Source organism: Zavarzinella formosa DSM 19928 (assembly GCF_000255705.1).
In the GTDB taxonomy this organism is placed as follows: Bacteria; Planctomycetota; Planctomycetia; order Gemmatales; family Gemmataceae; genus Zavarzinella; species Zavarzinella formosa.
Genome location: NZ_JH636444.1, coordinates 593,892 through 618,642, shown reverse-complemented (window position 1 = coordinate 618,642; position 24,751 = coordinate 593,892). Strand labels below are relative to the sequence as shown.

The 24,751-nt window shown below is 62.0% G+C and carries 25 protein-coding genes and 1 pseudogene; 10 read left to right on the top strand and 16 right to left on the bottom strand.

Annotated features, from left to right (window positions below):
- Positions 1 to 807 precede the first annotated feature (807 nt).
- Positions 808 to 1,314, top strand: a complete 507-nt coding sequence (locus BGIM_RS0131680; protein WP_020473685.1) for a hypothetical protein — start codon at positions 808 to 810, stop codon at positions 1,312 to 1,314.
- 512 nt (positions 1,315 to 1,826) lie between these two features.
- On the opposite strand, the gene BGIM_RS53395 is transcribed toward BGIM_RS0131680, so the two are convergent.
- From BGIM_RS53395 to BGIM_RS58620, 8 genes are all read right to left on the bottom strand, one after another.
- Positions 1,827 to 2,354, bottom strand: coding sequence for a transposase (locus BGIM_RS53395; RefSeq protein WP_020473684.1), 528 nt, complete (start codon positions 2,352 to 2,354; stop codon positions 1,827 to 1,829).
- On the bottom strand, positions 2,335 to 2,856 hold the full coding sequence (locus BGIM_RS53390) for a helix-turn-helix domain-containing protein (RefSeq protein WP_020473683.1): 522 nt from the start codon (positions 2,854 to 2,856) through the stop codon (positions 2,335 to 2,337). The genes BGIM_RS53395 and BGIM_RS53390 overlap by 20 nt, the downstream gene beginning before the upstream one ends.
- Positions 2,857 to 2,886: 30 nt before the next feature.
- Positions 2,887 to 3,129 (bottom strand): hypothetical protein, encoded by a 243-nt coding sequence (locus BGIM_RS63565; RefSeq protein ID WP_020473682.1) that lies wholly within the window; start codon positions 3,127 to 3,129, stop codon positions 2,887 to 2,889.
- Positions 3,130 to 3,287: 158 nt separating this feature from the next.
- Complete coding sequence (locus BGIM_RS0131660) at positions 3,288 to 3,479, bottom strand: DUF6629 family protein (protein WP_020473681.1); 192 nt, start codon at positions 3,477 to 3,479, stop codon at positions 3,288 to 3,290.
- 282 nt (positions 3,480 to 3,761) lie between these two features.
- The gene (locus BGIM_RS53385) at positions 3,762 to 4,085 is read right to left on the bottom strand and encodes a hypothetical protein (protein WP_020473680.1); all 324 of its coding nucleotides are present in this window, start codon (positions 4,083 to 4,085) and stop codon (positions 3,762 to 3,764) included.
- A 335-nt stretch (positions 4,086 to 4,420) separates the two neighbouring features.
- Positions 4,421 to 4,825 (bottom strand): hypothetical protein, encoded by a 405-nt coding sequence (locus BGIM_RS0131650; protein ID WP_020473679.1) that lies wholly within the window; start codon positions 4,823 to 4,825, stop codon positions 4,421 to 4,423.
- Between the two features lie 29 nt (positions 4,826 to 4,854).
- Positions 4,855 to 5,244 (bottom strand): response regulator transcription factor, encoded by a 390-nt coding sequence (locus tag BGIM_RS58625; RefSeq protein ID WP_020473678.1) that lies wholly within the window; start codon positions 5,242 to 5,244, stop codon positions 4,855 to 4,857.
- A gap of 75 nt (positions 5,245 to 5,319) precedes the next feature.
- Positions 5,320 to 5,553, bottom strand: a complete 234-nt coding sequence (locus tag BGIM_RS58620) for a response regulator (RefSeq protein ID WP_020473677.1) — start codon at positions 5,551 to 5,553, stop codon at positions 5,320 to 5,322.
- A 658-nt stretch (positions 5,554 to 6,211) separates the two neighbouring features.
- On the opposite strand from BGIM_RS58620, the gene BGIM_RS0131640 reads away from it, so the two are divergent.
- From BGIM_RS0131640 to BGIM_RS61675, 4 genes are all read left to right on the top strand, one after another.
- Entirely contained in the window at positions 6,212 to 6,496 is a 285-nt protein-coding gene (locus tag BGIM_RS0131640; RefSeq protein ID WP_020473676.1) for a response regulator, read from the top strand.
- The gene (locus tag BGIM_RS0131635; protein WP_020473675.1) at positions 6,456 to 6,734 is read left to right on the top strand and encodes a response regulator; all 279 of its coding nucleotides are present in this window, start codon (positions 6,456 to 6,458) and stop codon (positions 6,732 to 6,734) included. Before BGIM_RS0131640 ends, BGIM_RS0131635 begins: the two co-directional genes overlap by 41 nt.
- A gap of 591 nt (positions 6,735 to 7,325) precedes the next feature.
- Positions 7,326 to 7,649, top strand: a complete 324-nt coding sequence (locus BGIM_RS68415) for a response regulator (protein ID WP_020473674.1) — start codon at positions 7,326 to 7,328, stop codon at positions 7,647 to 7,649.
- Between the two features lie 256 nt (positions 7,650 to 7,905).
- A complete protein-coding gene (locus BGIM_RS61675) occupies positions 7,906 to 8,142 on the top strand; it encodes a hypothetical protein (protein WP_084760218.1) in 237 nt (78 codons plus the stop codon).
- 228 nt (positions 8,143 to 8,370) lie between these two features.
- On the opposite strand, the gene mgtA is transcribed toward BGIM_RS61675, so the two are convergent.
- From mgtA to BGIM_RS65640, 5 genes are all read right to left on the bottom strand, one after another.
- On the bottom strand, positions 8,371 to 11,004 hold the full coding sequence (mgtA, locus tag BGIM_RS0131620) for a magnesium-translocating P-type ATPase (RefSeq protein ID WP_157369563.1): 2,634 nt from the start codon (positions 11,002 to 11,004) through the stop codon (positions 8,371 to 8,373).
- A gap of 56 nt (positions 11,005 to 11,060) precedes the next feature.
- The gene (locus BGIM_RS0131615; protein WP_020473671.1) at positions 11,061 to 13,487 is read right to left on the bottom strand and encodes a phosphoketolase family protein; all 2,427 of its coding nucleotides are present in this window, start codon (positions 13,485 to 13,487) and stop codon (positions 11,061 to 11,063) included.
- On the bottom strand, positions 13,480 to 14,034 hold the full coding sequence (locus tag BGIM_RS67905; RefSeq protein ID WP_261339992.1) for a hypothetical protein: 555 nt from the start codon (positions 14,032 to 14,034) through the stop codon (positions 13,480 to 13,482). Before BGIM_RS67905 ends, BGIM_RS0131615 begins: the two co-directional genes overlap by 8 nt.
- A complete protein-coding gene (locus BGIM_RS67900) occupies positions 13,968 to 14,702 on the bottom strand; it encodes a hypothetical protein (protein WP_261339991.1) in 735 nt (244 codons plus the stop codon). Before BGIM_RS67900 ends, BGIM_RS67905 begins: the two co-directional genes overlap by 67 nt.
- 869 nt (positions 14,703 to 15,571) lie before the next feature.
- A complete protein-coding gene (locus BGIM_RS65640) occupies positions 15,572 to 15,745 on the bottom strand; it encodes a hypothetical protein (RefSeq protein ID WP_020473669.1) in 174 nt (57 codons plus the stop codon).
- A gap of 552 nt (positions 15,746 to 16,297) precedes the next feature.
- Between BGIM_RS65640 and BGIM_RS61670 the strand changes: the two genes are divergently transcribed.
- The 5 genes and pseudogenes from BGIM_RS61670 (at position 16,298) to BGIM_RS0131565 (ending at position 21,661) form a co-directional block, all read left to right on the top strand.
- Entirely contained in the window at positions 16,298 to 16,762 is a 465-nt protein-coding gene (locus BGIM_RS61670; RefSeq protein ID WP_020473667.1) for a transposase domain-containing protein, read from the top strand.
- Between the two features lie 33 nt (positions 16,763 to 16,795).
- Positions 16,796 to 17,710 (top strand): annotated as a pseudogene (locus BGIM_RS61665) (IS4 family transposase); the annotation flags it as partial.
- A 250-nt stretch (positions 17,711 to 17,960) separates the two neighbouring features.
- Complete coding sequence (locus tag BGIM_RS0131585) at positions 17,961 to 18,545, top strand: hypothetical protein (protein WP_020473665.1); 585 nt, start codon at positions 17,961 to 17,963, stop codon at positions 18,543 to 18,545.
- A 212-nt stretch (positions 18,546 to 18,757) separates the two neighbouring features.
- Positions 18,758 to 18,895 carry a response regulator gene (locus BGIM_RS63555; protein WP_020473664.1) on the top strand — a complete coding sequence of 46 codons (138 nt, stop codon included), beginning with the start codon at positions 18,758 to 18,760 and terminating at the stop codon, positions 18,893 to 18,895.
- 1,311 nt (positions 18,896 to 20,206) lie between these two features.
- A complete protein-coding gene (locus BGIM_RS0131565; RefSeq protein WP_020473661.1) occupies positions 20,207 to 21,661 on the top strand; it encodes a SpoIIE family protein phosphatase in 1,455 nt (484 codons plus the stop codon).
- Positions 21,662 to 21,882: 221 nt separating this feature from the next.
- On the opposite strand, the gene BGIM_RS0131560 is transcribed toward BGIM_RS0131565, so the two are convergent.
- From BGIM_RS0131560 to BGIM_RS67385, 3 genes are all read right to left on the bottom strand, one after another.
- Entirely contained in the window at positions 21,883 to 23,220 is a 1,338-nt protein-coding gene (locus tag BGIM_RS0131560; RefSeq protein ID WP_020473660.1) for an IS701 family transposase, read from the bottom strand.
- A gap of 108 nt (positions 23,221 to 23,328) precedes the next feature.
- Entirely contained in the window at positions 23,329 to 24,162 is an 834-nt protein-coding gene (locus BGIM_RS0131555) for an IS5 family transposase (protein WP_029630955.1), read from the bottom strand.
- The coding region (locus tag BGIM_RS67385; protein WP_238537761.1) for an ISAs1 family transposase at positions 24,158 to 24,751 on the bottom strand (594 nt) is incomplete at its 5' end. The genes BGIM_RS0131555 and BGIM_RS67385, both read right to left, overlap by 5 nt.

Genomic DNA, 24,751 nt, shown 5'->3' with positions numbered 1-24,751 from the left:
TCACGGGTGGCACCACAGTATACTTCGCGAGCGGATATGCATGTCATGGATTGATGATTTGGGGAAAGATAAACTTCATAACGGCCTCGGCTTGCATTGGAAAAAGGTGATGGATTTGGAAATTTCGCAATGGCAATGAGAGAAGGAGGACCACCAATGGAGAACGATCTCCTTGACAAAACTTCCAATCAAAGCTGTTCGTGGAATTCTGTGGGATATTGATGGCGAATCACGTTAAATCCACGCATTGCCATTTAATGCCCACAAATGGCGCAGTGATTCCAGGTTTCCGTCAACTGGCTTTAGTAATTTTCCAAGTTCGCCATGCGTCGGCCTTCAACTTCCGTAACTCGCCTTACAAATCCAAGAGGACCATGCCCTTTAACACCAAAAGCGGCAAAAGGCGTTGATCTGGGCCGCCGGATGATGAGTGACGGTGGAGGAAGCAAAAGAATAGTTTAAAGAGCAGTCCACAATCCATCGAAATCTTTGGATGCGACATCTGGCTGAATGCCCCGGGTCTCGAAATATTACTGCGATACGCCGCGTGAGCTTATTTTCCCCTATCTGCGGAATGACCGCAAATCCTCTGCGGACGGCGCGTCCATTGCTGACCTTGGAGACGACCGGCGACACTGTCAACCACCGTGGTGCCGTCCTCCTTGGATCAAGAATGATCCCTGGCACGGGGCGATTGACTCCAGGTGTCCCCGGTCAACGACTCCCGCCCTTGGCGGGGTCGCTCAACCTCGCGGCGGGCTGAAGGGCCGGGCTCCGCGTTTCCTCAAACGGCTCATGGAGTTTTGCATGTTCGCATTAGTGTTGACGATGGCATTGGGCGCCGGCGATCCGGCCGCAAAAGCCAGTCCCGCCGACCAAATCATGATGGATGGCAACTGGACGGTGGTTTGCATCGAAAAGAACGGGGTTCCGGTGGCCGATGCGAAAGACAAGTCGGTGATGTTCAAGGGCAACATGGTCAGCTTCACCGGCGCCGAGGCCAAGAGCCAGAAGTCGATGAAAGTCGAGTTCGGCTCCCAGGGCAAGATTCGGGTCACTGAAATCGACCCCAATGTCGCCACGGATGACAAAACGGATGACGACAAGACCGGAAAGGGAGCCAAAACTGGAACCTATATTCTGACCAAGGACTTTCTGGCCATCTGCCTGCACGACGAAACCACGCAGGCAAGCGAAGTGAAACCGGCTAGCGGAACCGAAACATCGTTCCAGTCGGGCCAGCCGCAGGCCAAGTCGGTTTGCACCATGGTGCTTAAACGTTCCGACAGCGGCACGATTGAACCTCGCCGATAACTCGATTCTCAGACAGTGAGCGAAAAGCCATCCGAACGGGTGGCTTTTTTCGTTGACAAGTCTCGCACGAATGTTTGGGGGAGTGAATGAGAGACTGCCCGCCCGGGCGTGACACCCGCGATGCTCAACCGACCGCATTTGCCACTCTCATGCCTTCAATCACCGATGCTATTCCCAAAATGACATCTCGCATTGATGGCAATCCTGGTCGCGGGGTGTCGTCGAGCGGAAGCCTGAATGAGACGTTGTGTTGTTGTGGACGTTCTGCCCGGCAGATGCCCCTTCCCATTCGCAGGATGATGTGACGGGCGGCGTGATAAAGCAAAAAGAGCAGCGTGGCTAGGAAGGCGTGAAGATCCTCCATTGCGCGCAACGGCCTCGCGACGATTTTATGAGTCTGACACGGCGGGGTCCGTGGTGTCAGGCTGCAATGGTTCGTCCCCGGAAGCTCGCCGGGGCAACCGGCACAACACTAGGCAAACATCAGCCGATAGCACGGCCGCGAAGAAGCACTAAGCAGCTAGCCGGGGTTCGTTGTAACATTTTGACCGGAGTCGATGGCGGTAGCGTTCAAAGCCGTCTTCGACGGCTTTTTTCAGATCGTCCTTGGTGGTGAAACTGCGGACGGGCATCTCGTGATGCTTGATCTGTTTGAAGACCGGTTCGATCCGGTTGAGTTCGGGGCTGTACGCGGGCAGGTAATAGAGATAGATGCCCTGCTTCGCCAGTTCCGGCCGCGCCGCCTTGGTCACCTTGCTCGTGTGGATGCCGGCGTTGTCCAGAACGACGACGCGGGGAACGGAGTCGGTCGGCAGGCGCCGGAAGTATTGAACCAGGTCATCGGCGGTCAGCGTCCGCTCGAACGGGACGGCGGTCAGGTCCGGAACCGGGGCGAACGGCTCATACGTCGCCAGGGCGTTGATCCGCCGGCCTTGCAAATATTCGTATTTCACCCGCTTGCGTTGCTTGGGAAGCTGCCACGAATAGCCGGTCGGCAGGGAGGGGCTGAACCCGCATTCGTCAAGGTAAAACAGCCTCACCCGGCCGGCGTCCGCTTATTTTTAATCCGTCCAGAACCCGTTCGGCCCGTCCAACTTTCTTCGGGTTTTGCTTGTGGCCGACGGTCTGGGCGGTCCGCCGGTATCCGGCCTTCAACAGGCCCAGGTATCGACGAACTTGACGATGGCCGATGGCCACGCCGTCGGGACGGAGAACCTCGGCGAGTTGTCGGCTGGTCCAGGTCCGGTCTTGGCCGAGGAGTTCGGCCAGCCGTCCGGTGACGCGTTCGCGGCGGACGTGGTCCGGTTCGGGGCCGGGCAACTCGGGCGTGAATGCGGCCATGTCGCTGGCGAGGAAACCCTTGAGGGCGGCCCGGGTGGTGTGCGGGTGACAGCCGAGGTACGTGGCGATTCGGGGAGCCGACCAGCCCAAGTCAAACAACAGGATCATTTCCAGCCGGTTTCGCGATACCGTCGAGAGGTTCGTCCGACGCAGGGCTTGCAGTTCGATTCGTTGGGTGTCAGTCAGGTGAAGGTGTAGCATGAAACATTATACCCATCCCCGGCTAGGTGCTTAGACAGACGCGAAGGCGTAATGAAAGAGAACGTAAGACTTGACGGCCGAGGGCATGATGAGGATGCCAAACGTCCGCACTCGCCATTCGTTCGACAGGAGCAAAGGTGCGGACGCCGCGAGGTAGAACTTTCGCCACACCCACGGAATCCAGCCATCTGCCCGGTCCGGGAATCCGTATTGAATCGAGTGCGTTTGGATGACCGGCCCGCCTTCCCCGCGGTAGATTTGAGCCACGGTCATCCCGGATCCCGTCACTGCCACTGCCAACCCCAAAGCGAGAAATGCGAAAAACAGTATTCGTTTCCATCTCGGGGGTTTGATCGCCGCGGCCGAGAGGGGCATCCAGACCAGCCAGACCGCGATGGCGAACAACAGATATGCAAGCGACGCAAGGTGAATTAGAAGTGGTTCCCCCGTCTGATGCCGACCCACGCCACCGCCTCGCAGAGTTGCTGAATGCCGAAAATCAGCGGAATAGCGGCCAGGGGGAGATACCGCCGGTCTATGCGCTCGGCGAGGGAGAGGGCGCAGGCCTCGGCAGGCAAAAGGACCAGCCCGGCCGACAAGCTGGCTTCGGGGGAGAAGCACATGGGAATTCATTCTGGTGCGGAAAGGACTGACGATGATGGCTCGCGGCCGGTTCCGGGCAAAACACCAATCGCGAGGCCGGAGGCGTCTGATACCGAATCGCTTTGATCACTGACGGAATGTTAAAGCCAAGCCCCCTCCGGCTCCCCTCTTGACAAGGGGGAGCCGGAGGGGTTCCTTGAGACCTCGCCTTGGCAAGCAATCAATGCGATTCGGTATGAGTGGCGGGTAGTATGATCATTATTGTACCCGGCCGGCGCGGAGCGACAAAGGGGCGTGTGAGGTTAGGGCTCCGAAGTCGCCAGCCCGGCCTGCGACGGTTCAAACTGCTTGCGGACGGGTGGCTGACAGGTCAGAATCACCCCGGCTCCGTCGGCGGTCAGGAAGTAGCTGTTTGGGATGGTCAAGGCCGTGAACTCCTCGCCGACCAGAACATTGACGCGGAAGTGATCCCCCCAGAGTGGAATGACGGACACCCGGAACAACCGCGGCGGGCGCCCGAGTATCTTGAGGACGGCGACGCGGATGGCCGTCGCCCTCGCGCCCGAGTCTTCCTGGCCATGGGACTCAAATTCTTCCGGCCTCGAAGTGCGCATATTCTTTGACATCGCTCAACTCAGTCTTGAATGGTGATGGGAGTGGCACGCCAGAAGGGTGGAAACGTCGTCGGGAAGGCCGCACGATGTTTGACGGATCTGATGGGTCGGGAAGATAAACTTGCGCGACGAGTTGATTGTACGACTTCGACCGGTCGATTGCCTCACGAACGGCCCGGATCACCGACATTTGACATCCACATCCCCCGACTCACTGACCCAAATCAGGCCGCAGAGCCGTCAAGACAAAAGAGTGGGGATGCCCCCGTTTCGTGAAATGACACGCTGCGGAAAGTCCCCAAGCCGCGCCCGCCGGACCGGCGGCCGCATGAGTCCGCGGCGAAGAGCTAACACGGCCCGTGAGCCGGTGAAAGCCGCATCAGTTCCGACACCTTTTCCGGACCGATTTCGGAAGCCTGTCCCTTCCCTGGACCGTTAGAAATCGCGCCGACAAAGAGCATGTCCCCAATGACGAACAGCCTTTGTCCTGTGAGGCTCTCCAAAGCGAGTTCGGCCTTGGTATTTCGTCTCAAGTTGATGGACATCGAGGCCTTGCATCCGGAATTTTGCTTGGGCTCCACGCTCCATACGGTGAACTCCGACGACAGAGACCTGTCCGCGATCAATACCCACCCACGTTTTCCCAGTAACTCCTTAATGACTCCGGACGCCGTAAAGCCGTCCGCCCCGACGGGGATGTCGTGGGTAGAGGTGCCGGACGTGGTGACGAGCAGGGTTTTCACATCGGACATGGGACACCCGGGTGTTGAAAAACGGTCCTTCATTCCTGAAACATATCTTGCCCGCCGTGACGGCCCCCGGGAGTCTTCACCGACGCCGGGGGTTGATCGTTCAGCAGGTCTTCCAGCCACCCATGACGAAGGTCGTGCCGGACAAGGTCAATCCGGTTGCGAATGCCAAGTTTTTCCATCGAACGGGCCTTGAACGTCTCCACCGTCTTCACGCCGCCCCGCAACCGGGCGGCCACCTGCTTGTTCGAGTATCCCATGGCCATCATCAGCACCGCCTGGTCCGCTCGCCCGCTCAACCCCGCCGCTCCAGTTGAGTGACCGTCGTTCGGGACCGCTTCCGCGACCGCCGGCCGGGTCCCGTCCCGCGCCGCCAGCCGAATCACTTGGATCAATTGCTCCGACGTCGCCCGCGTTGACACGCAACGATGGGCTCCCGCCTCAAGTAGGTCGCGAATCACCGAGACGCTGGCCTCGCCGGTCAGGACGATGATCTGTCAGCGGGGATCCCGCAGCCTCCCGACAGCCAGCGCGGACGCCATTCCCAAAACCACTACCTCCGGGTCGAGGGCGGCGGCCAGCCTCAACACCCCCGGCTCGTCGTGGGCCTCCCCGACGACCGTCAAACCCGCGTCGCGGTTGATGATCGTTTTCAACCCCTCGCGCACGACCGCGTGCGGGTCGGCAATCAGGATTGACAGACCGTTCTTTTTCGCCATAGGGGCAACCATTGGATGCTTTCACATGGACGGGATAGTTGGGTGGTCGTGTTCGGAGGTTATCACGGCGAGAGTTCATCAAATGGTAAGGGTGGGCCGGGAATCTTTCCGTACGATACTGTACTATTGGTGGAAATTTGATTTTTCTTTTTTTGTGCCCCGGTCGTGACGGTGATTCAGGGCAGCAACCGCACGACCTGGGCGCGGACGAACCCGTGGCACTCGCACGACGACGCCTCTAGCCCAGGCCAATCGCGGACCGACCGCTTTAATTGCAATCCCACTGCGCCTCCATCCACGCGGCCATCGCGGCCGGCAAAACGAGTATAAACCGGCCAAACGGCTCTTGATGCCCATAAAAGGTCAGAAAATCCCGGGCGATGACAGACTTTTCCCCAAGTGGTCATCTTTGAGCTTTGATTTATTCCCGTTAGCCCTTATCGATGCGTCATGTCACGCGAGCGATAGGCGAAACTGATTAGCCATTGATGATGATGTCACACCTATTTCCCGACCCGTCGACAGGCAGTCGTCCGCTCATGATGGCCGACGCCCTACGGCTGGTGTGTGCGATCACGCGGCGAAGGGCATGCGAATCGCATAATGTTTTCGCGAACCGCCCATCTCCGGGTTCAAACGTCGATTCACCCAAGGAAAGCTAGACGCATCCGTGTCAATCTGGGTTTTAATTGTTGACGACAACCGAGATCATGCCGACATGCTGGCCGCGCTCATCGGCCAGTGGGGGCATTCGGCCTCGGTGGCCTATGACGGCGAAGAGGGGTTTCGGGTCGCCTTGAAGGACACCCCCGACTGCCTCATCCTTGAAGTGAGAATGCCAAAGATCAACGGGTACGCGCTGGCCCAGATGCTCCGTCGTCAGGCCAAACTGGCGGGCGCCAAAGATGGTGGTGATGTCGGCCAATTCCGGCGAGGAGCACACACGCCAATGTGAAAACGCCGGATTCGACTACTCGTTGTCCAAGACCGTCGAGCCCGCCGAGCTGGAAAGGGCGTTGACGATGATCGATCGCAGCACGCGGCTGGCCTTCCAAATCGAGGACATGGCTCTCCGGAAGAGCGCGGACGTGAGCGTCGAGACCAAGGAACTTCTTCGCGAGGTGAAGGAAGACATCGTGGACGTGAAGCGTGACGTCGGCGGGCGGGCAGACACGCCCGATATCAGCGAGTAATCGTCGATCCCGCCCAAACAATAGCCGCCTTCCCCCGCCCTACGCCCGTGAAAACTCAAAAGCTGAGCCTTGTAAAGCACGGAAGCGGTGGCGAAAGCGCGATGAAGTGAATTACGGCGGCCGACCGACTGGCGGCCGGCGATACCGGCCATCCACCACTGCAGTGCAAACGCCTCTCACCCGACGACGCGCGTCAGTCCGAGGAGATGAACTGAGTCTGGCGGGCCGTCCCACTTCGGATTCCTGCCGATTGTTTTACCACATCAAACCTTCCGGACGCCCCACTCGCCCGCCCAAAGATTTCACTGTGCAACGTTGAAGAGTCGTGCCGACGACTGATGAGGTACGGCAGTGAAGTAAAAAGCCAAATTCCATCGAATAGTACGGTATCGGACGGATATCGTCACTGCGTTCTCTTACCATTCGCTTGTCTCTCACCGTGGCGACGGGCTGGCCCCGTGCCCCAACACCAGTCCCGTCCGGCCGGACACGCCGCCTATGGATTCCGCAATGTCGCCGCCGTGCCCCCCTGTCGATCCTGATCTCCGACCCACACAAGACGGCGCCGAATCGCTGGCCTTGCTGCTCTAGTTGTACGGGCATGACGCCACCATTGCCCGAAGCGGGGCCGGGTCCATTGCCAGCACCACCCGGTCCGCGCCGGACGTGCTCATCGTGGAACTCTGCCTTCCCGACATGGACGGCTGCAAACTCGCGAGACGGCTGAGAGCTTCGGCCCGCCTCGCCCTCTATTGCATCGCGATCACAACCCGCGGACGACCCGCGGACCGCACATGGTCGCTGGCATCGGGCATCGTCATGCGCCTTGTCAAGCCCGCCGAACCTGATGGCCGCCATGGCGGGCATCACCCGCATCCTGGCCACTTCCGCGGATCAGACCGAAAGAGACCATGACGGTCTTCATCGGTGGCAGTCGGGGCAGTCCTCCAGCCGTCTTTCCGGTGTTCATTGACAACATTTACGAGCCCTGGACTGCCTGCTTGAATAATTCAGGCTCGGGTGCGGGACGGGGCAGATGACGAAATCACCCTTTCCGCGAATGATGTTTTCCCCGCCCCGGCAGAACACAGGCTTTCTCCCCGCCGGTCAAACGCGGGCATTCGGTGTGGGCAAAAAGGACACATGTGTGGCAAGCCATTCGGAGACGGCCGTGAAGACAGTGATCAGACGATGTGTCACCTGCCCGACTATTCGCGGTCACGCCAGGAACCTCGCGGCCTTTTTGTGGTCAGGCATGGGCATCCGGGTGGATGTGGAAGACGGCGGGTTTGGAGAGTTCACCGTCCTTGCGAACGGCGTGTCCATCATCGCGAGGGAAGGCGATTTCCTGCCCTGGCCGGAGGAAGTTGAAAGCGCGCTCCAGCACGCGGACGTTCCCGACACTTGACGGATCCCGACGACTGCCGACGGAACATTCAATACCCCGCAGCCAACTCCCGGCGAAGGTGTCACACCGGCCGGCCTTTATTTTGGAGGCAATTGATTCCGCGGGGGTCATCGGCGAATCACTGAAATCTCTTGCCGGCTGGCGGGGGGAAGTCCTTCGGTTGTGCAATTGTTTTTAAGAACCGTCCCCCGCTCGGATATCCCATTGCGGATGGTCTCGCCGGTCTCGCTATCCGGCCACCCAGTTCTTCCTCAGCAACCAGGTCTTTACCGTCTGGGTGAGGACGACGTACCCGAGAAGGATCAGGGCGACGAGCGGCCAATAGAGCCACGGCAACGGCGTGAACCCGAGCAGCGGTCCGACGGGCGAAAACGGAAGCGAGGCCCCGACGGCCATGACAGCCACCGAGGACCAGATCAGCGGCCAACTCGCGCGACTTTGAAGGAACGGGATGCGGTTGGTGCGGATCACGTGGATGATCAGAGTTTGTGTCAGCAGGGACTCCACGAACCAGCCTGTTTGGAACAGCGAGGCGTTGGCGGGGTCCCAACACCCGAACACATTCAGGAGGACGAAAAAAGTGACGTAGTCGAACACGGAACTGCACGGGCCGACAAACAGGATGAACCGGGTGATTTGATTGATCGACCATGGTCGCGGCCGGGCGACCTGCTCGGGGTCCGCGTCATCGGTCGGAATAGCGACTTGAGACAGGTCATAAAGCAGGTTGTTCGCCAAAATCTGGATCGGAAGCATGGGGACGAACGGCAGGAAGACGCTTGCCCCCAGGACGCTGAACATGTTCCCGAAGTTGGAACTGGCGCCCATTCGCACATACTTGAGGATGTTGGCGAACACCTTCCGGCCCTCGCGGACACCCTCGGCGAGCACCAGCAAGTCTTTCTCCATCAAAATGGCGTCCGCCGATTCCTTGGCGATGTCGGCCGCCGTGTCCACCGAGATGCCCACGTCGGCCGCCCGGAGGGCCGGGGCGTCGTTGATGCCGTCCCCGAGGAATCCCACGACGTGGCCCGCCCCCTGCAGGGCGTTGATGATCCGTTGCTTGTGGGCCGGCGACAGCCGGGCGAACAGCGTCCCCGTGCCGACGGCCTTCGCCAGGTCCGAATCGGACATCGCTTCCGCCTGACTCCCGACGAACACGGAATCCGTGGCGATTCCGACTTCCCGGCAGATCTTGCGGCTGACGAGTTCGTTGTCGCCGGTGAGCACCTTCACCGCCACCCCGCCCGCCTGAAGGGCGGCGATCGCCGCCCGAGCGGTGTCCTTGGGGGGATCCAGGAACGCCACATATCCCCGCAGAGTCAGTTCCCGCTCGTCGTCCTTCGAGTACGCCGGCCTGGCTTCCAAGTCCCGCCAGGCCACGGCGAGGACGCGGAAGCCCTCGGCGCTCAACCGGTCGAACTCATGTTTGAGGTCAGCCCGGATCGCCGGACTGAACGGATGAAACTGCCCGTCCCGCCAGTAGCCGGCGCAACGCTCGTAGACGGCCTCCGGCGCGCCTTTGCAGATCAGCCGGTGGGAGCCGTCCGGCGCCTTGACGACGACGGACATCAGCCGGCGGGAGAAGTCGAAGGGAATTTCATCGACCTTGGCGTACTCGGGGAACGCCGGGTGGGCGTGAATTTCCGTGTGCGTGAGGATGGCCCGGTCCATCAGGTTCTTCAGGCCGGTCTGAAAGTGGCTGTTCAGATAGGCGAGGATCAGCACTTCGTCGTCCTGCCTCAGCGCCACGTCACAGTATTTTTCGAGGATGATCCGGTCCTGGGTCAGCGTGCCGGTCTTGTCCGTGCAGAGGACGTCCATCGCCCCCAGATTCTGGATCGAGGCCAGCCGTTTGACAACGACCTTCTTGCGGGCCATGGCGATGGCTCCCTTGGACAGACAAACGGCGACGATCATCGGGAGCATCTCCGGCGTCATCCCGACCGCGACGGCCATCGCAAAGAAGAAGGCCCCCGCCCAGTCCGACTTGGTCAGCCCGTTGATCAGAAAGACAATCGGAACCATCACCAGGATGAAGTAAATCATCAGCCAGGTGAACCGGGTCATGCCCCGGTCGAAACTGGTCGGAGGCTGCCGGTCGGTAAGGGACTCCGAGATGCCGCCGAGGAAGGTCGTCAGGCCCGTGGCCACGACGACTCCCGCGGCCGTCCCGCTCTCGACGCTGGTGCCCAGGAAGCAAACGTTGGACAACTCCAGGGGCGGCCGGCCGGCGGCGTCTTCCGCGGCGGCAAATTTCTCGACCGGGAACGACTCCCCGGTCAGGCTGCCTTGGGTGAGGAACAAGTCCTTGCAGGACAGGAGCCGGACGTCGGCCGGAACCATGTCGCCGGCGGCGAGTTCGACCACGTCCCCGGGAACCAGGCTTGCGATCGGGACCTCCCGCAAATGACCGCCGCGGATGACGGTCGCGTGGACGCTGATCATCGCCCGGAGTTTGGCGGCGGCGGCGCTTGCCCGCGACTCCTGCAGAAACCGCGTGGCCAGGCCGAGGACGACCATCAGGACCATGACGGCGCCGGCCCGGTGGTCCCCCGTGAGAAACGAGAAGCCCGCAAGGACGGCCAGCAGGATAACGAGCGGATTAATGACGGCGTTCAGGAACAGGCGGAGGCGCGGATGGCGCTCGTCTTTTGCCACGACGTTCGGGCCGTATTCCCGCAATCGCCTCTCCGCATCGTCATCGGAGAGGCCGTCCTTTGACGTCAGGAGTTTTCGCAGCACGGCGTCCGCCCCGGCCCCCGAGGCTTCGACCAGCAGCGGCGAGACCTTGACCGCCGTCGCGGGCGCGTGAGGTCCGTGCGGAAGCCGCTTCGGCAGCACGGGAGTCGGCAAGGCCATGATTCGCTCCGATTTCATTGCGATGCGCAAACAACATCCGCGCCCCCGCGATAGGCTCAGCCGTTGTCCGCGCCCGTGTCGGCGGCGGGCGGGGGGACCGGCTCTGTGGCGGGGCCGCCCCACTGCCAGCCGCTAATGTCCGGTATGTCGATGCCGTGTTCGCGGACATATGCGGTGTGCGCCGCCAGTCGTTCGTCCATCGCCCGGACGACGCGCCCCGCCCGCGCGGCAAGGCCGGGCGTCCGCCCGATCACGTCTTTGACAAGGTGGAACCGGTCGATCTCGTTGAGCACGCACATGTCGAACGGCGTCGTCGTCGTTCCCTCTTCCTTGTACCCGCGCACGTGCAAGTTTCGGTGGTTTGTTCGCCGGTAGGTCAGGCGGTGGATCAGCCACGGGTAGCCGTGGAACGCGAAGATGACCGGCTTGTCCGTCGTGAACAGGGCGTCGAACGCGGCGTCGCCCAGCCCGTGCGGGTGTTCCTCCGGCGGTTGAAGCGCCATCAAGTCCACCACGTTCACCACCCGGACGCGGAGACCGGGCAGGTGTCCCCGCAGGAGATCGGCCGACGCCAGGATTTCAAGCGTCGGCACGTCTCCGCAGCAAGCCAGAACCACGTCCGGCTCGCCGGGGCCGGCGGTGCCCGCCCACGGCCAGATCCCGGCCCCGGCGTCACAATGTCTCACCGCCTCGTCGATGGTCAGCCACTGGGGAGACGGCTGTTTCCCGGCCACCACCACGTTCACGTAATTCCGGCTACGCAGGCAATGGTCGGTGATCGAAAGAAGGCAGTTCGCGTCCGGCGGCAGGTACACGCGCACCACCCCGGCCTTCTTGTTCACCACGTGGTCGATGAACCCCGGGTCTTGGTGGCTGAACCCGTTGTGATCCTGTCTCCAAACGTGTGACGAGAGCAGGTAGTTCAAACTCGCGACCGGCCGCCGCCACGGAATGTGGCGGCAGACTTTCAGCCACTTGGCGTGCTGGTTGAACATCGAGTCGATGATGTGGATGAACGCCTCGTAACAACTGAAGAACCCGTGGCGTCCGGTCAGCAGGTAACCTTCGAGCCACCCCTGGCACTGGTGTTCGCTGAGGACTTCCATCACCCGCCCGTCCGGCGACAGGCGGGCGTCGTCTCCCGGTCGTGTCTCCCCGACGAAGCAGCGGCCGGTCGCCTCGAAGACATCCTGCCAGCGATTGGACGCGCACTCGTCCGGGCTGAACAGCCGAAAATTCTGCGCGGCCTCGTTGAGCGCCTGCACGTCCCGCATGTACGTTCCCTGCACCCGCGTGGCCTCGGCGGTCGCCGAACCCGGAGCCGACACCGACACGGCGTATTTGCGGAAGTCCGGCAACGCCAGTTCCCGCAGGAGCCGGCCGCCGTTGGCGTGCGGGTTGGCGCCCATGCGCCGGTCGCCCGCGGGGGGCAGTTCGGCCAATTCGGGGATCAGCCGACCGTCCGGGTCGAACAACTCTTCGGGGCGGTATGACTTCAACCAGCCTTCCAAAACTTGAATGTGCGTGTCCGTCTGCGCGTCGGCCATCGGCACTTGGTGGCTGCGCCAAGAGCCCTCGACCACCTTGCCGTCGATCTCGTGCGGGCAGGTCCACCCCTTCGGCGTCCGCAGGACGATCATCGGCCAGGCGGGCCGGCCGCGGAAGCCGTTCGTCCGGGCATCGGCTTGGATACGGCGAATTTCCGCAAGGCAGGCATCCAAGGCGGTGGCCATGTCACGGTGGACGGCCATCGGCTCTCGCCCGGTGACGAAGTGCGGAGCGTACCCGTAACCTTCCATCAACTTGCGGAGTTCGTCCTCCGGGATGCGGGCGAGAAAGCACGGGTTGGCGATCTTGAACCCGTTCAGGTGCAGGATCGGCAGCACCGCCCCATCCCGGACCGGGTTCAGGAATTTGTTCGAGTGCCAGCCGGTGGCCAGCGGGCCGGTCTCGGCCTCTCCGTCCCCGACGACGCAGGCGACGACCAAGTCCGGGTTGTCGAACGCAGACCCATAGGCGTGCGACAGGGCGTACCCGAGTTCGCCCCCCTCGTGGATCGATCCGGGGGTCTCCGGGGCAACGTGGCTCGGAATGCCGCCGGGGAAACTGAATTGCTTGAACAACCTCTTGAGCCCGTCCTCGTCCGGCGAGACGTGGGGGTAGACCTCGGAGTACGTCCCTTCCAAATAGACGTTGGCGACGATCCCCGGCCCGCCGTGCCCCGGCCCGGTGACGAACAAGACGTTCAAGTCGTCCTGCTTGATGACCCGGTTCAAATGGGCGTAGATGAAGTTTAGCCCCGGTGTGGTGCCCCAGTGCCCGAGCAAGCGGGGTTTGACGTGCGCTTTAGTCAGCGGCTCCCGCAAGAGGGGGTTGTCGAGCAGGTAGATCTGGCCGACCGACAAATAATTCGCGGCCCGCCAGTAGGCGTTGATTTTCTTCAACGCCTCGTCGGACGGGGAGGCGGTCGGCTGGTCACTCACGGGGGGCCTCGATCAAGCGGAAAACCGTGCGGGCGATCATCAGTTCTTCATTGGCGGGGATGACCCGGACCGCGAAGGGGGCGATGCCGGGGGAAATCACCAAGGCGTTGGCCGCATTGTCGGCCGATGACAAGTCGATCCCGAGATGCCCAAGACCGGCGCAGACGCGGGCCCGGACCTCCGGAGAGTGCTCGCCGATCCCGCCAGAGAACACCAGCGTGTCCAATCCGCCGAGGGCGGCCGTCAGCGCGCCGATCCATTTTCGGGCCTGGTAACAGAACATTTCCACCGCCTCGGCCGCCCGCGGGTCGGCGGCCTGCCGGGCCAGCAGGTCGCGCATGTCCGAACTGGTTCCGGACACGCCCAGCAAGCCCGACCGACGACTGACCATGTCGTCGAGCCAGTCGGCCGTCTGGTTCTCCAATCGAAGGAGGTGGACCAGAACGCCCGGGTCAAGGTCGCCCGTGCGGGCGCCCATCATCAGCCCGCCGGTCGGCGTGAGGCCCATGGTGGTGTCAACGCACCGGCCGTTTTTGACGGCCGCCATGCTGGCCCCGGAGCCGAGGTGGGCCAGAATGACCGGCCCCGCGCTGCGCCGGTCCCGGCGACCCGTTCGAGTTCTTCCATCAGAAAGGCGTACGAGAGGCCGTGGAACCCGTAGCGACGGATGCCTGCGTCGGCGTAGTGGCGCGGGATCGGGAGCCGGGCTGCAACGGGCGGCAGCTCTTTGTGAAAGGCGGCGTCAAAACAAGCGAACTGGGGCATTTCCGGCCGTCGTGCGGCCAGCGCCTCGATCAGCCGAATCTCCAGGGGCAGGTGGGCGGGATCGAGCGGGACGGCCTCTCGCAAGTCGGCGAGCACAGCCTCGGTGATCACTTGCGGGTCGACGCGCTTCCGGCCTCCGTGGACTAGGCGGTGGCCGACAGCCGTCACGCGGCCGAGTTCGCCAGACCCGTCGAGCCATTCGATGAGTGAGGCCGCCGCCTGAGCCGGATCGCCCGCGGCGAACGGCAGCCGTTCCGCAGGTTGATCTTGGCGGGCGATCCGCAGGGTGGCCTCGCCTAATCCGATTCGCTCGACGGTCCCGACGAGTGTTCGCCGGGGCGGGTTTCCGGCCGCATGGACGGCGAATTTGATGCTCGACGACCCAGCGTTGATGGCGAGGACGAGATCGTGTGGCTTGGGGGAGAAGAGGTGGGCGGAATTTGCGGACATTGGCACGCCTTTGCCCGTGGGGTATGCCATCAGTGTAGGAGGAATCAGTAGCGCGGCGGTGGTCGACCGGAGCCATTCCCCAAAATTAATAAGACGGCTCACGGCCGCCGGGGCGGTTTGTTCAGTCGGGAATGACGCGCGACTGTCCGATACCGGGCCGGCGCGCTGTTCCAATCGCGGACAGCCGCGGACAATCGCGCCCCTCCTCCACAGTTGCTTGAACCGGAACAATCGCGATTGTATTTCGTGTCGTTCCCTCCCCGCCTGGCCAATGATTTGGATGAACTCTTAATGGCGGGAGGCCGTCTGGAGACGGCCTGTGACGCTGGTGAGGTCGAACGGGCAATTGGTTTGGATGAATTCATAATGGCGGCGGGACGTGATCATCACGGCTCCGTTCATGACCGTCGGGAGGTGGAGAAATGACACGATCTTCGTCGGGTCGCTCCAAGGATCATGGCAGTGATCGGGTGCTCGTCGGCCCCGATGATCAGTCCGGCCAGCCCGGTCGCATCCCTCCTATTTCAGGGAGACCATTGAAGATGGCCACGCCTTCACGGCCATTTCATTTCCAGCCCACAGACGCATTTCCAACTTATCTCCCATTAATCCGCTTCTCGTTTGCGCAATGCGCATTCACGCACTGTTCCGCGGGCAATGCCTTGCGAGAAGCACCTTCATCATGAATGATTTGGGTGTGGAAAAATGGCGAGATAGTTGGAACCGGGACATGCAGTGTTGTGGTCCTAAAAACTTTGCGAATCTCCCCTCGCCAACGCACGTCGCGAAGGCAAGGGCGGGGGCAGCGAGAGCCGATGCCACGATGGCATGCCTCCGTTCGATTTCACCGCCGCACCCCTTCCACAAGGTCAGGGCGTCGTTGAATCGGACTTCTTCTCCCCGGTTGAGTCGGCGTCCTTCTTGGCGGGCTGCTTCTTCCCCGGCTTGGGTTTCTCGTTCACAGCGGGCTTAGGTGCTTCGCCGTTGTGGTTCTTCTCTTGCTGCACTTTTTTGTCGTGGGCCACGTTCTTCGGGTCTGACATGTTGTTGTCCCCTCAATCTACGTTCCCGAACCTCGCCTCGGATAAGAGGGCAATCGGCCGGGGAGTTCCAGTTGCTGCATCAGTCGTGCCCTTGGGAACGATTCTTGCCCATTCCCCGGTTTGGAGCCAAATACCATCATTAACGCATCGTCCCACGCCTCGCCTCCGTTCCGACGCAACCACGGTGCACGTTGATCGGGACCACCGGTTCGGCAAAGCGGTTTTTAGGGATCGCAGTACAATGCGAATGCGCCGACAGTCTTGTGAATCACTCCTTCATTTCCCTGGGGCGTCGGTCCTTTGACAACCTTCACAGGACAACGTCCCATGCCTGAACGCAATGGCCCCGGCCTTCTCATCATTGGCCGGCTGAGGGAGCTGCCGGGAGCGAGCCACGTCGAGGCGGGGAATGACGCATACATTGAGTACACCAAGCGACAGGCCCAGAGCCGAATGGCGCTTAGTTAAGAATTAACTCATTTGGGCCAATGAGTTTGTACAAAGGCCTCCGGCCCCCGTCACGGGGGATGAATATCGGCCCGGAGGCCCCGCATGTCCCGATGCTTTTCCGGGCGAACCGCCCGTCGTTTGGATTCGGTCCGCCGACAACTGGCCGCCGAGCCGTCGTTGCCATTCTCCCGGCTTCTGGACGCCGAACTGGTGGCGGAGGCGCTCCGGGCGTCCGGCGTGACGTTTCGGGACCGTCTGTATCCGCCGTGGGTGACGTTGTGGATTTTCCTCTCCCAAGTCCTCGACCCGATGCAATGCTGTTTGCAGGCGGTGTTGCGGTTTGCCGCCTGGCGTCAGGCGACCGGACAAGGCCCGTGCTCGACGAACACCGGCGGCTACTGCCAGGCCCGCCAGCGTCTCCCCGAAGGGATGGCCGGACAACTGGCCCGGGGCGTCGGCCACCGGCTGCACCGCCGCGAGGCTCCCCGCTCGTGGCGCTGGAAAGGGCGGTCGGTCAAGATCGCCGACGGCACGACCGTCACCATGCCCGACACCCCGGAGAACTAGCGGGCCTATCCGCAACCCAAGGCCCAACGACCCGGTTGCGGCTTCCCGCCGGCCCGTCTGGTGGTGGTGTTCTCCCTGTCCGTCGGAACGGTTCTGGAGATGGCGATCGGCCCGTACAAAGGCAAGAAGACCGGCGAGGCCTCGTTGTTGCGATCCTTGCACGACACGCTGGAGCCGGGGGACATTCTGCTGGGCGACCGGCTGTACGGCGGCTATTTTGACCTGGCCCTCCTGCAAGAACGCGGGGTCGACATGGTCACGCGGTTGAACCACGGACGCCGGGTTGATTTTCGCCGCGGCCGCCGTCTGGGCCGGGGGGACCATGTGGTGGCGTGGGACAAACCGTCCCGGCCCGGCTGGATGAACAAGAAGACTCACCGGCGCCTGCCGCCCCGGCTGATGGTGCGTCAGTCACGGGTGAGCAAGGCCGTTCCGGGCTTTCGCTCCCGACGCTTCGTGGTGGTGACCACGTTGCTCGACGACGCCCACACGGCGGACGACCTGGCGGCGTTGTATCGCGTCCGCTGGCAGGCCGAGCTTGATCTCCGTTCCCTGAAACAGACCCTGCAAATGGACGTGCTGCGCGGCCTGACTCCCGGGATGGTCCGCCTGGAAATCCAGGCTCATCTGCTGGCGTACAACCTGGTGCGGCAGGTCATGGCCGACGCCGCCGATAGGCACGGCGTCCTGCCGGACCGGATCAGTTTCAAAACCACGCTCATGGCGCTGCTGGCCTTCACGCCGTACCTGGCCATGATGACCCCGCCGCAGGCCGAGGCCTGTTACTCCCAAATGCTCGATGCCATCGCCCGTCATCGCGTCGGCAACCGACCCAACCGGGTCGAGCCCCGCAAAAGAAAACGACGGCCGAAACCCTACGACTCCCTCAACGTCCCCCGACCCGTGGACCGCGAACAATCCAAGAAAAAGAAAAAACCAAAGCCTTAACTAAGTGCCATTCGTCCCAGAGCCTGGTGCAAGCCCCGAGCCGCTGTGCTTGCAGACGAGGGTCGTTCCGCCACTGTTTGAAGTGACTCAAGAGCCAATCCCCGGCCGTCCCGGATGACCCCGCCCATCTGCCGGCAGGCCCTCCTGCGTCATGCTGGCCGGCATTACGTTCCTCCCTCACCCCATGTCTGTTGTCCGGTCACAGTATTCTTGCAGCCGGACCAAATCTATTCGAGAAATCCGAATCATCATGACACAAATGACCGAACTCGCCGCCGGGCGGCTGACTCCCGCCCGGGCCGCCGAGTGGGTGCGGGTGATCGAGTTGAAATGTGATTGGGGGGCTCTGCGCGTCGGGTCTTGCTATTCCGTTCCGCACCTGCGCTCGCTTCGGAGGGCGTTCGACGCATACAACGCCGCGTTGTCGACCTACACGATCGACGACCGGAACGAGGCCATGCCCGATCTCTCCCCGAACGTTCCCAATCGACTCCGGTCGTGGTGCCGGACAGTACGCGCGGTCTTGCACCGTTGCGATGACGGGGACTGCCCAGCCCGCATCATAGAAAAGGCCCGCAAATCAGCCGATCAAATCGCGATAACGTTCAGGGCCTCGGCGGGCAAGTGGGTGCCGGCCGCGGACAGACTCGCGGCGATCCGGCAGTTGGACGTGGTGATCGCCTGGTGTGACGAGCGAATGACCGTCTCCCCGATTCCCGCCTTTGAGATGGGACGACAGCCCGCCGTGCGGTGTGGAATGTCTCCCGTCCGCACCGCAGCCTTCCACACCTACGGCCAACACTTCGAGGGTTGGGTAGAAAACCCTGCCGGTTAGGACGAGTATTTTTCGGCAACCGTCCCAAACCGCGGCCATGGCTGTCCCGGGCTCGACCCACTCCAGCACGATCAAGCTCGGGGTGAGTTTTGCGGCTTTGAGAGCGGCTTCCACTGCGTCGCCCGCCTCGCCAAACACGCGCACTTCCGACATCCGGCCGATCATCGCACGGGTGCTCGCTGGCCGAAATAATCTGCCATAAGAACAAACTCGTGGACCACAAACTGGTGGTGATGTCGGCTAATTCCGGCGTGGAACATTTGCGAAAGTGCGGAGAGGCTGTAATTGACTACCTTTTATCCAAGGCCGCCGAACCCGCCGAACTGGAAGCAGTGTTGAAAAATGATTGACCGCATCATGCGTCTGGACTCCCAAGACCAGGAACTGGCCTGCCGGAATGCCGCCCCCGGCCAGAGACCCTGCTCCAGAGGATCGCGGACTTGAGCGGCGAAACCAAAGATCTTCTCCGCCAGATGAAGGAAGCCATCCTTGACGTGAAGTAGGATGTCCGGGAGTTGAAAGAAGAAATCTGGGACGTCTGCAAACGGGTAGACACGTTTGAAATCACGGAGGGAACGGAGATTCCTTCCAAGGAAGAGTCACTTTGGTCCGCCCAACACCCGTGACGACTCAAAAACTGAGTATGGAAAAACATGTCCGTCCGCGAGCCGTGCAAGCGAATCAAGGCGGCATGACGGAAAAAGTAAATCTCTAAATTCCACCTATGGGTACGGTATCGGATGGAGATCGTCCCCATCTCCTCTTACCATTCGCTTGTCTCTCGCTGTGGCGACGGGTCGGATCCGAGCCGCCAGACCTCTCCCGTCCGGCCGAACACGCCTCCCATGGATTCCGCAATGTCGCCGGCGTGCCCTCTGTCGATCTTGATCGCCGACCCGCACCAAAACGGTGCCGATTCGCTGGCTTTGCTACTCCGTTTGTATGGGCACGACGCTACGATCACCGGAAACTGGGCCGGGGCCATCAACCTTGCCGCCGGGTTCCCGCCCGACGCGACCATTGCGGAACTCCTCCTTCCTGAAATGGACGGCTGCGAATTCGCGAGACGGTTGCAAGCCGCGGCCTCTATTACATCGCGATCACGACCCGCGGACGCCCGGCGGACCGCACCCGGTCGCTGGCGGCGGGCATCGCCCGTATGAGACGAAGACCGCCCGCGCGTCGCCCGGCAAACCCCTTTCACTTCTCATCTTGAAAGAAATCATGATCGCCGTCATTCGCCTTGCGAGGGTTGTTCCGTCATCATCCATGTTTGAACCGCCGGTCACCTCGCCGCCTCAATTGGAGGTGATCGAACGTCTCCTCCACCACGTTGGATTGCCCTGAACTTTGGCGGACACAGGCCGACCTTCGGTGTTTGAAGTGATCCAAAAGCCAATCCCCGGCCGTTTCTAATGTCCCGCGCCATCCGTCGGCAGGCCGTCCTGCAACATGATGTCCTACTCTCACCCGACGCCCCATGTCCGATCGCCAAATCTGTGCCGCCGGACCGAACCCATCCAAGAAAGCCGGACCATTATGACACGAACGACCGAACTCGCCGCCGGGTGGCTGACTCCCTCCCGGGTCACTGAATGGGTGCGGATAATCGAGTTGAAATGTGATTGGGAGAACCTGCGAGTCGGGTCTGGAGGGTGGACATGACCCTTCCCCAATCCGACGGAATCGAAGGTCCGACAACGCGGGAGCAGAATTTCCCGTTTCATGGCACGATCGCCGCCCGGGCTTACGAGATATGGGTGGTGCGAGGCCGAGCCGCCGGCACTTACCTGAAAGACTGGCAGGAAGCCGAAACGGAACTGCTGGATGGTTACCTCGGCGAGCGCAATCGCTTCGAGCGTTTCCTTCTGGCCGAGCAAGCAGTGACCCGCGCCCTGGCCGAGTCCGCCGAGATTACCAACGCTGCTCCACGCATTATGCAGGCCATCTGCGAGGCTCTCCGTTGGGATGTTGGCGCGGTCTGGGTCGTGGACGACAAAGCCGACGTGCTTCGCTGCGTCAACGTCTGGCACGCTCCGGCCGTCGAGGTGCCCGAGTTTGAACAGGCGAACTGGCGAAGCACCTTAAAGCGGGGCGTCGGGTTGCCCGGGCGCGTGTGGGGCGGGGAAGGCATCGTCTGGGTCCCCGACGTGGCATCCGGCGCCGACCTCCCCCTCGCGCCAATCGCCGACCGGGAGGGGTTGCACGCCGCGTGCTGTTTTCCGATCCGGAGCGGGGCCGAGTTCCTCGGCGCATTGGAGTTCTACAGCCGGCAGATTCAGGAGCCGGATGCCCAACTCCGCGACATGATGACCGGCATCGCTGGCCAGATCACTCAGTTTATCGAGCGCCGTCGGGCAGAGCACACCATACGCGACCGGAACCGCGAACTGGATCTGGCACGTCATATCCAGCAAGGCCTATTGCCTACAACCATGCCAGTGATGCCTGGTTTCAAGTTCGGCGGCGCGTGCCGGTTTTGCCAGGAGACGGGCGGCGACTACTACGATTGCTTCGCCATCGGGGACACCGCGTTCGGCCTGGCCATTGGGGATGCGAGCGGGCACGGCATCGGTGCCGCCCTGGTCATGGTGCAGGCACGGGCGTCGATGCGCTCGCTCGCCCTGAGCCATGACGACCCCGGGACGATTCTCGCCCGCACTAACCGGTGCCTCGCGGAGAGTCTGCCGCCGGATCATTTTGTCACGGTATTCTTGGCACGGATCGATCCGGGCACCCGCTCCCTCCTTTACTGCAACGCGGGTCACCCGTCCGGCTACATCTTGGACCGACACGGGGACGTGCAGTCGGTTCTCCAAAGTACGGGTATGCCTTTGGGCATCGAACCGACCGCCGAGCTACCGACCGCGATGGAGATTACTTTGCAACCTGGCGACCTCTTATTCCTGCTCACCGACGGGGTTACCGAGGCGTTTTCACCCGAAGGGTTGCCCTTCGGCATCCAACGTGCACTGGACACCGTCCGGGGACACCAGCACGAAACGCCTGACGAGATTGTGCAGGCCCTGTTGCGCGGCGTGGCTGAATTCTCCGAGGGGCAGGTGCAACTGGACGACCTGACTGGGGTCGTCATCAAGTTCGAGGCTGGCGCATGAATCGCTGTTGAGCGTGCTTGGATGCGGAAATAAGGACATTGATCGTTGGGAGTGCCGAACCGAACGCTGCGGCTGGCCGAGCCGGTTTAACCGGTGTTGGTGAGCCATAGTCTCAGGTCGTTATGTTTTTCACCAAGAGTGTTCTTGTGCTTGTCCTTTCAGATGCACTCATGTCATCTGGGACTTTGGTCTCAGCTCGACTTGTGCACTTCTCAACCCCATCACGCAGCCATCGCCAGCCGATTCAGCAGGAATTCCCGCAAAGGGAGCGTTAGTTTTTTCACACCCGCCTCGTCGAAGGCCTGTGAAAAAACTCCCTCGTCCCAGAACCGGCGACGGACGGTGGTGACGGCGTCGGAGAAGGTTACGCCAGCCTTCCCGGGCCAGTCGACCCGGCCAACCCGCTTGTCTTCCGGCAGCAGATGATACAAGGCCGCCACCACCGAGTACAAACCGAACAGACAGGGGGCGGCCCGCAAGACCGTGGCCTGACACCATCCCCGCGTGCTCTCCGACCCGAGGCAGGAGCGACATTCCTGGAAGGTGGTTTCAATATTCCACCTCCCGCAATATGGCTCGATCACGCCCGTCGGCGTCCGGGCGGGGTCGGTGGTGAAGAAGTACTCGTCCCGGTGGGTCCCGGTCAGATCACGGACGAACACCCATCGGATCGGGACCAATCCCTGCCCGGCCTTGTACCAATGCCCGAGCCCGGACTTGGTTCCCACCCGCCGGACGTCGCCGCCGTACCAGCCAACCGTCAGCCGCCTCAGCCGTTTTGCCCCGGCGACCGCCTCGCGCGGCTTGGGCAGTCGGTCCCCTTTCACGCGAGGACGCCCCTTGCCCGTGTATGGCGGCGGCGGGGTGAACAGGTTGGCATCCGGGTGCAACTTGTTGACCAGCGCGAGCCGGTCCCGATGCCGGTGACAAAAGCGGGCGACCTCGTGCGTGCCGTATCCGGCGTCGCCGACGAACGTGAAACGCCGGTCCGGGAAGCGGAGCAGGACCAGCCGCAACAGGCGGCACATGAGTCGGGCCGGGGTCCGGTGCGTCCGCTCTCGCCGACGGTCGTCCTCGGCGGTGCGATACAAGTCAACGAGAATCGGCAGCGCCCACGGGCGGGTGGTCCCTGGAAACCGGACCAGAACAGCCAGGACCACCCATTTGTGACCGTACCGCCAGGCGGTGTATGAGTGCGAGGACCGGACGGGATCGCGATGCCGGGCCTTGCCATAAACATGACGCCCCGGATGACCGTCAACCGTGTCGTCCCCGACCAAGGCCACCGGTCCGTCCGGGACGAAGTGTTTCAGAAGAAAGCCCGCCAAGACGCCACCGAGTTCGACGCCGGACCCACGGGCGGCAGACAAAACTCGTCGGTAACTGGCGGGATGGCCGGGGGCGAGAAGCCCGAGCGTGCGAAGCACGTTGGCCACGGTCCGACGGCCGGGTGTCAGCAGTACGCCCGCCAAGAGGGTGACAAAGCGATGAAACGTGGGTTGGGTGAACAACGGGGCAAAGACTTCGAGCAACGAAGCGGCTTCGGGTGGTAGAATCATGGCGGCCGTCCTTGGGCGATGGTCTGGGTGTGTCGTTACCCCATCCATATGTCCGAGGCGGCCTCCAAAAGTGCACAAGTCGAGCTAAGAGACTGTCCCACAAGGGTGTCAGGCGGCGTTGTGGTATTGAAAAGCGGGATCGGCGTAAGAAGGCCGAAGTCGTCGGGCCATGAGGTGAATCATGGCCAGTTTGACATAGGCTTCGGATGAACGGACGCTCTTTTCCCGGTCCAGGCTCAGCCGACGGCAACGGCCCAGCCAGGCGAAGGTCCGTTCGACCGTCCATCGGATCGGCAGCAGCACAAACCCCTTTGCCCCCTCCGGACGACGGACAATGTCCAGCTTCCAATCGACGTTCTCTTCCGTCCATTGGTAAAGGGACCAGTTGTGGTGTTTCTGGTCGGCATACATCTTGCGAACCTGACTGACCGGCTGCCCTTCCAGTCGTCCGAACAATTCCGGGGCCGCCGCCGCGTCGTCCACGTTCGCCGCCGTCACCAAGACCGCCAGCAGCAACCCCATGCTGTCCGTGACGATATGCCGTTTCCGGCCGTCGACATTCTTGGCGTTGTCCCGGCCGCGTTGTTCGCCGCCCGAGGTCGTGTCGACCGACTGGCTGTCCACACTGGCGGTGGTGCGGGGGTGATACGGTTTCTCCGACGCGCGGACTTGGCGTCGCAATTGGTCGTGGATGGTATCGAGCGTGCCGTTCTGACGCCATTGGTCGAAATACTTCCAGACGGTGCTCTTGGGCGGGAAATCCTTGGGAAGAAGCCGCCATTGGCAACCGGACCGCAAGAGGTAAAGGATGGCGTTGACGACATCCCGCATGTCCGTCTTGCGGGGTCGGCCTTCCGGATAAACCGGGATGTGGGGCTCGATCAACGGCCATTGGGCATCCGTGAGGTCACTGGGGTATGTGGCAGGGCGAACGTATCTAATCTCCCGGAAAATTGCTTAAAACACGTTCGTGGTAATCGTTGTCATAGCCGGCTTTCTTGCGTCGATTCTTGATGCCCATTTTCTCCGGCGTTTTCTTCAGCATCGCCAGGGCGATCTTCCGCACCAGCGACATGTTCTCCGGCGCATGGCCGTCCCTCAGGCGGCTGTCATCCTCGGCGAACGCCATGTCCAGCACCCAGTGACAGTTGTTCTCGATTCCCCAGTGACCCCGGCTGGCCTCGAGAAACGCTCTTGCCCCGGCTCGTTTGCTGCTCACGTAATAGCGGGTCTCATGGCTCTCTTTTCCGTTGACGGTTCGACATCGCACCACGCACACCAACGACTTCAATTCCTTCCAGAGATTACGGTCCCGGATCGTCTCCAAATCGGTCATCACGAAGCAGGATCGCCACTCCCGCCGGCCATGTCCTTGCTCCTCCGTCGTGTGTCGGCTCAGGCCCGCGTAGTCGTTCTCCGCCGCCGCCAGGGCCAGGCGTTCAATGTCTTCGAACAAGCGAGGCTGTTTCTCTTTCACCGCCAGCAGGTAGTCCCCTTTCTTGTCCACGATCTTCGCGGCGATTTCCTTTTG

Bases quoted from the DNA above. Each gene is read 5' to 3' on its own strand.
- BGIM_RS0131680 (WP_020473685.1), top strand. From the start codon at position 808: ATGTTCGCATTAGTGTTGACGATGGCATTGGGCGCCGGCGATCCGGCC.
- BGIM_RS53390 (WP_020473683.1), bottom strand. From the start codon at position 2,856: ATGCTACACCTTCACCTGACTGACACCCAACGAATCGAACTGCAAGCC.
- BGIM_RS63565 (WP_020473682.1), bottom strand. From the start codon at position 3,129: ATGACCGTGGCTCAAATCTACCGCGGGGAAGGCGGGCCGGTCATCCAA.
- BGIM_RS0131660 (WP_020473681.1), bottom strand. From the start codon at position 3,479: ATGTGCTTCTCCCCCGAAGCCAGCTTGTCGGCCGGGCTGGTCCTTTTG.
- BGIM_RS53385 (WP_020473680.1), bottom strand. From the start codon at position 4,085: ATGTCAAAGAATATGCGCACTTCGAGGCCGGAAGAATTTGAGTCCCAT.
- BGIM_RS0131650 (WP_020473679.1), bottom strand. From the start codon at position 4,825: ATGTCCGATGTGAAAACCCTGCTCGTCACCACGTCCGGCACCTCTACC.
- BGIM_RS58620 (WP_020473677.1), bottom strand. From the start codon at position 5,553: ATGGTTGCCCCTATGGCGAAAAAGAACGGTCTGTCAATCCTGATTGCC.
- BGIM_RS0131635 (WP_020473675.1), top strand. From the start codon at position 6,456: ATGTCGGCCAATTCCGGCGAGGAGCACACACGCCAATGTGAAAACGCC.
- mgtA (WP_157369563.1), bottom strand. From the start codon at position 11,004: ATGGCCTTGCCGACTCCCGTGCTGCCGAAGCGGCTTCCGCACGGACCT.
- BGIM_RS67905 (WP_261339992.1), bottom strand. From the start codon at position 14,034: ATGGCGGCCGTCAAAAACGGCCGGTGCGTTGACACCACCATGGGCCTC.
- BGIM_RS67900 (WP_261339991.1), bottom strand. From the start codon at position 14,702: ATGTCCGCAAATTCCGCCCACCTCTTCTCCCCCAAGCCACACGATCTC.
- BGIM_RS65640 (WP_020473669.1), bottom strand. From the start codon at position 15,745: ATGTCAGACCCGAAGAACGTGGCCCACGACAAAAAAGTGCAGCAAGAG.
- BGIM_RS61670 (WP_020473667.1), top strand. From the start codon at position 16,298: ATGTCCCGATGCTTTTCCGGGCGAACCGCCCGTCGTTTGGATTCGGTC.
- BGIM_RS0131585 (WP_020473665.1), top strand. From the start codon at position 17,961: ATGACACAAATGACCGAACTCGCCGCCGGGCGGCTGACTCCCGCCCGG.
- BGIM_RS0131565 (WP_020473661.1), top strand. From the start codon at position 20,207: ATGACCCTTCCCCAATCCGACGGAATCGAAGGTCCGACAACGCGGGAG.
- BGIM_RS0131560 (WP_020473660.1), bottom strand. From the start codon at position 23,220: ATGATTCTACCACCCGAAGCCGCTTCGTTGCTCGAAGTCTTTGCCCCG.